This is a genomic window from bacterium (assembly GCA_024224155.1).
Lineage (GTDB): Bacteria > Acidobacteriota > Thermoanaerobaculia > Multivoradales > JAHEKO01 > CALZIK01.
This window is the reverse complement of the sequence record JAAENP010000411.1, coordinates 1-5,288: the sequence shown is the minus strand read 5'-3', so window position 1 is coordinate 5,288 and position 5,288 is coordinate 1. Positions and strand designations below refer to the sequence as shown.

At 64.1% G+C, this 5,288-nt stretch carries 6 protein-coding genes and 1 pseudogene; 4 read left to right on the top strand and 3 right to left on the bottom strand.

Annotated elements, in window-relative coordinates; all coding sequences use genetic code 11:
* The 3 genes and pseudogenes from GY769_20490 to GY769_20480 form a co-directional block, all read left to right on the top strand.
* Positions 1-344, top strand: a 344-nt coding sequence (locus GY769_20490) for an alpha/beta hydrolase (GenBank protein MCP4204300.1), incomplete at its 5' end; no start/stop codon positions are given.
* A pseudogene (locus GY769_20485) lies at positions 341-1,094 on the top strand (SDR family oxidoreductase). The gene GY769_20490 and the pseudogene GY769_20485, both read left to right, overlap by 4 nt.
* A 185-nt stretch (positions 1,095-1,279) precedes the next feature.
* On the top strand, positions 1,280-1,597 hold the full coding sequence (locus GY769_20480; protein ID MCP4204299.1) for a hypothetical protein: 318 nt from the start codon (positions 1,280-1,282) through the stop codon (positions 1,595-1,597).
* Between the two features lie 13 nt (positions 1,598-1,610).
* Here GY769_20480 and GY769_20475 read toward each other — a convergent pair whose 3' ends face one another.
* Complete coding sequence (locus GY769_20475) at positions 1,611-2,804, bottom strand: hypothetical protein (protein ID MCP4204298.1); 1,194 nt, start codon at positions 2,802-2,804, stop codon at positions 1,611-1,613.
* Positions 2,805-2,958: 154 nt separating this feature from the next.
* Between GY769_20475 and GY769_20470 the strand changes: the two genes are divergently transcribed.
* Positions 2,959-3,213 carry a hypothetical protein gene (locus GY769_20470; GenBank protein ID MCP4204297.1) on the top strand — a complete coding sequence of 85 codons (255 nt, stop codon included), beginning with the start codon at positions 2,959-2,961 and terminating at the stop codon, positions 3,211-3,213.
* On the opposite strand, the gene GY769_20465 is transcribed toward GY769_20470, so the two are convergent.
* The gene (locus tag GY769_20465; GenBank protein MCP4204296.1) at positions 3,202-3,891 is read right to left on the bottom strand and encodes a hypothetical protein; all 690 of its coding nucleotides are present in this window, start codon (positions 3,889-3,891) and stop codon (positions 3,202-3,204) included. The genes GY769_20470 and GY769_20465 overlap by 12 nt on opposite strands.
* Before the next feature lie 154 nt (positions 3,892-4,045).
* A partial coding sequence (locus tag GY769_20460) for a hypothetical protein (protein ID MCP4204295.1) occupies positions 4,046-5,288 on the bottom strand: 1,243 nt, incomplete at its 5' end.

Genomic DNA, 5,288 nt, shown 5'->3' with positions numbered 1-5,288 from the left:
GCGACCCCGAAGGCATCAGCCCAGACACCTGGCAACACGTCCAGCCACTCCTCGACCGGCCCGGCAACGAGGCAATCCAGCTCCAACTCTTCTACGACTACGGCAGCAACCCGCCGCTCTACCCACGGTGGCAGGCCTATTTCCGCGAGTATCAGCCGCCGACCCTGATCGTGTGGGGGAAGAACGATCCCATCTTCCCGGCCGAGGGCGCGCATCCCTATACACGGGATCTGAGGAACCTCGAATCCCACCTGCTCGACACCGGACACTTCGCGCTCGAAGAGGATCTCGAGTTCATCAGCCAGAGAATCCGCGCCTTCCTCTCAAGGAACGTCAGCTCATGAGCAGGGACAAAGTCATCGTCGTCACTGGGACCAGCAGTGGGCTCGGGAAGTTGACCGCCGAAACCCTCGCGGCTGCGGGCTCGCAGGTGTACGCCACAATGCGCAATTCGAGCGGCTCGAACCGTAACGCCCGAGAAGCACTGCTAGACGCCGCGACGGACAGCGGCCAGAAGCTGTCGGTCGTCGACATGGACGTCACCGACGAGCAGTCCGTTGGTCGGGCAATCACCTCGATTCTGGCCGAGGCCGGACACGTCGACGTCGTCGTCAACAACGCCGGGGTGATGAACGTCGGCGTCACCGAGGCCTACACGCTCGAAGCTATGCAACGTCAGTTCGAGGTCAATTTCTACGGGCCGGCGAGAGTGAACCGAGCCGTGTTGCCTCACATGAGAGAGCGCGGCTCCGGCCTGCTCATCCAGGTCAGTTCCCTCGCCGGACGCTTGGTGTTTCCCTTCTTCGGGGTCTACAGCGCCAGCAAGTTCGCAGTCGAAGCGCTGGCCGAGTCCTATCGCCATAAGCTTTCGAGGTTCGGAGTGGACTCGATCATCGTCGAGCCCGGCCCGTTCTGGACCAAGCTGATCGATAGAAACGGCGATCCAGGATCTCGTCAACATGCCAGGCCCCCGGCCGCTTCGCACCGTCGTCGGCGCCGACTACGGAGTCGGCGAACTCAACCGCGCGGTCGAGCCCGTCCAGAGCGCCCTGCTCGAGGGGCTCGGGTTCGGCACGACTCCAGCGGACGAATAGAGGAACAGCAACAGCAGAACACCGACGACACAAAGGAGATCAAGCAATGACCACAGTGACAGCACGGCTTCGCGCCGGGATGCGAACCACCATCTCGGCCCGGCAGTTCACCTGGCTCTCCGACGAGGCTCTCCGACGAGCCAACCGCCGGCGGAGGTACGGATCAGGGCCCGACTCCCTACGAGATCCTGGTCGGCAGCCTGGCGGCCTGTACCGCCATCACGCTGCGTTGGTACGCGAATCACAAACGCATCGAGCTCGAGGGTGTCGATGTCGCCCTTGAGTTTGACCGAGTGCACGCGGACGATTGCGCAGAGTGCGATCAGGAAACCGGTGGGCTTATCGAGCGGATTCGATCCCGGGTGACTATCAGGGGCTCATTTGACGAGGCTCAACGCGCCCGCCTGACCCAGATCGCTGGCCGCTGCCCGGTGCACAAAATACTCACCCACGGAGTCCAGATCTTTGACTCGGTGTCGTTCGAGACACCAGACATCGAGTGAGCTCATCCGGCCGTCATCGTCCCTGAAAGTCGCCCCTGAGCTCATGCGTGACTCGCGAAGCGGGGTAGCCGCGGAGATCGTGGTATTTCAAGGCCTCCGCGCTGATGCGATGGCTACTTGCAACCAGAGACCACCCGTGCGCCGCCGGTGGCCGTGGGATTCGCACCTCCCGCACCTCGAATGGAGCCAACCGGTTGTCTGCCAGCTTTCTCGGTGCCGGCCACCATTCCCAGACCTGCCCGATGCGCTCCAGACGAGCCTCGCCGAGCATTCGCCCCTCTACGTCGAAGAACTCGACCTGGACCAGGATGAATCGTTCAGGATCACCCGTAGGTAGCAAATGCCCGGCGGCACTGTTGCTGAGCCGCACGACGAGCTCGGCACTCGTAGCCTCGAGCTCGACGCCCAAACCGGCTCCCAGCTGCTCCAGTGGCGGACCGAAACCCTCAACCTTGAAGATGCCCGCTCCAGGCCAGTAGTGGCGCCGCCCCTTCCTCGGCGGCGCGCCAGCGGCTTGCGGCCTGGCCACCGGCTGCATGTGGCAGCTCTGGCAGGGTTGCGCTGCTTGCCCGTAGGAGCTGGCACGCCACTCTTCCCCCGTCTCGAAGATACAGATGAAGTCCTTGCCTGGATAGCTGCGCACCGCCTGGTGGCAGGTCAGGCAGATCGTCTCGTCGGAAAAGCGCTCGGACTTTCGAGTCCGGTGCGCTGGCGTGCTGTTCCCGGCCGGCCCCTCGACCGCTCCCTCGCGCACGTGGCAGGCGGCACAGGTGATTCCTTCGTCGCGGAACGCGGTTTCGAAGACCGGATTCCTCACGTACAGCGGCCTTTCCACGTCACCGTCGATCAGGTCGACTGCCCACGACTCCATCTGATTGAGCAGCGGCGTGTGGCAGTTGTTGCATAGCCAACGGTTGCCGCTCTTTGCCATCTCGGACTGGAGCTGGCGGTCGGTCCATGCCTGCCCGTGGGTGGAGACGCGCCATTCTTCATAGATTTCCGAGTGGCACTCGCCGCAAGAGGCGGCCCTGAGATCCATGAGGCCCTCGGGAATCTCCTGCCAACCGGCCTGCGGCCGTTCGACCCGCGGCCGCGTCTCGTAGAAAGCGAGCGCCCGTTCCAGACCCCCGGCGTCGTCGCCCGAGGCCGCCGAAGCGGCCGACGAAAACCCTGCAAGAACCACGAGAACCGCTTCTGCCCACTTCATCAAACCAGCCCTTCTCAGCTTACTCCAGTAGGCGAACCCCGCCCGTCAGCGGGAACCCTTTCGTCGTTTTCTGTCTCTTCTGGCCGGCTCGACCTACGCCAAGGACAATCGCCTGCTGCCACTGGGATTCGACAAATCGACTACCGACGAGGCCGTGAGCGTCCGTGGCGCGGCGGCCACGGACGAGGATTTTCGGGACGGCGGCGACAGCATTCGATATCGCGTGCCGCTACCGGATGGCGTCGAATCGGTCGAGGTCTCGGTCGAGCTCCTCTACCAGACCATCGGATACCGCTGGGCACAGAACCTCGAAGCCTACGACTCCGGGGAGACCCATCGATTCGTCGGCTACTACAGGGCGAACGCCGACATGTCAGCCGTCGTCCTGGCCGAGGCTCTAGAGGACTGAACCGGCTCGGGCGGCCGGCCTCACGCGGTCCAGCCAGAAGGCGATGCCCGCCAGGCCGAGGTAGCTCACCATCGCAAGGCCGAAGACCTCCATGAATGCCGCGGGTGGCGGACCAAAGAGGTTGTAGACGTTGAGGGCGATCACGAATATCACCAGGCCCACCATGCCGAATCGCCCCAGCCGCGAGCCGGCTTTCGACACTGTGGCCCGCAGATAGAGCCACAGTCCGCCGAGAAGCAGGGCCGCCTCGAGAATGAAGGTCAGCGGCGCGCTGTTCCACAGCCCAAGACCCAACTTGGTCGAGGCGTCGCCCAAGAGCGGCAGGTCCGGCGTGTGCACGACCAGGTCTAGAACCCAATGCGACAGGACCGCCGCCCCGAGAACGATCGCGATCGAGCGGCGTCGCGCCCGGCCGCCGAGCGCGAAGAAGGCTCCAGCGGTGATCAGCGCCGCCCACAGGAACGCCGCCACCAAACTGTGCGTATAGGGCAGGTAGGCGAGCTCGAAGTGGGTGGAGTCGGTGTAGCCCGGCACAATATTCATCTGTTCGATCCCTGCCAGAACCAGGGGAAAGAACAAGATGTCGACGAATTGCACGCCGAGAAAGAGCAGCCCGAGAGAGGCCTTGCTCTCGGTGCCCTTGAGCGCCAGCGCGGCGCCATAGTGGCCTACGAACATCTCCGGCTCCGCGTCGACATCGTGTGGTCTCTCCTCAGCAATGTTTCACCGCATCCATCAAAGCGGCGCAGACCAGCGATAGGGCCGTCGCAACTGATTAGGTGGGCCTATTCTAGACGAGAACAAGAGCCGCTCGAGAATGCCTCGGCAACACCTATCTCGAAGGCTCGGTGGGGACGAGCAGCCCAGCCACCTCGGGGAGATCGGCGCGCCGCGTCAAGGATTCCACGGCGGCTGAGAGCCGATCGACTCGCTCGGTCAGCTCGGCGTTGCGTCGCCGGAGCGACGCCAGCTCACTTCGTGCGGTCTCGGATGCAGCGGCGATCTGAACCGCCTCGCCCGGATACCAACTCCGGTCGACCAGCATCAGGATCGTCCCTTCGCCACGGGCCAGCGCCTCGAGTGCCGTCCCGACGACCACCGACGCCCGGTCCGCCCTCATCGCCACTCCCGGGTTGGGGCTGGCGGTCAGTGGATCTCCGGCCTCGATCGCGCCGTACGAGGCATCGACCTTGACCGGTACCCGTCCGGCCAGCGCGATCCCCACGAAGCGTTCTTCGAAGAACCGCTCGAGAGCGAGCCCGCTCATCCGCTCCTCGTGGTCTAGGAGGGCTTGCCGATAGACCTCCTCGAGGCTACCCGGCGACCGCTCGCGCACTGACCGCCCGGCGCTCGGATCGTCGTCGCCGCCGGCTCGTGTCTTTCTCGTTCTCGCACCCTCCAAGGACATCACGTACGACGCGAACCTCCCTGGCGAGACGAGTCGTGCCGCCTCCTCCCGCAGGTCATCGCGCTCGGCATAGAGTGCCGTGCGCAACGCCTCCTGACGGGTCGAGAACGCATCGGCTACCCGGTTGCCCCAGAGCCTTCGGAGAGCTGCTACGCCGCCGACCTTGCCGCCAAGGACGATCGCGGGCGCGCCGCTCACCACACCGACCAGGGACCGTTGATACGCCTGTGAGCTTCGCACGACCGCATCGGGCCTTGCGGGATCGACCACCACCAGCTCACCGATCTCGAGCTCGTCGGCAGTCCAGAAGCTCTCCGCCAGGTCGGCTCCACCCCCGCTAAAAGTGCCTTTGATCGACAGGTCACCCTGATGATTGAGACTCATCAGCGTGTTGTTGAGCTGTCTGTCGTGCTTGTACCACGAGAAGCGCTGAATGGTCCCGTGGCTCGCTTCGGTGTCAACGGTGAACTCGATACTCGAGGACTCGGTGCTGAGCCGAAAGTCCCCGTTCCCCAGGGTGTGGATGCGAGCCTCCACGGGGTTTGCTTGGATCGCCAGCGAGTTGCTGAGCTCGAAGCGCTCGTCTGCTTCCTTCCATCCGAAGTGCTCATCGTCCCAATCGTCATCATCGTAGAAGTAGATCCACTGGTCGACGTCACCGCCACTG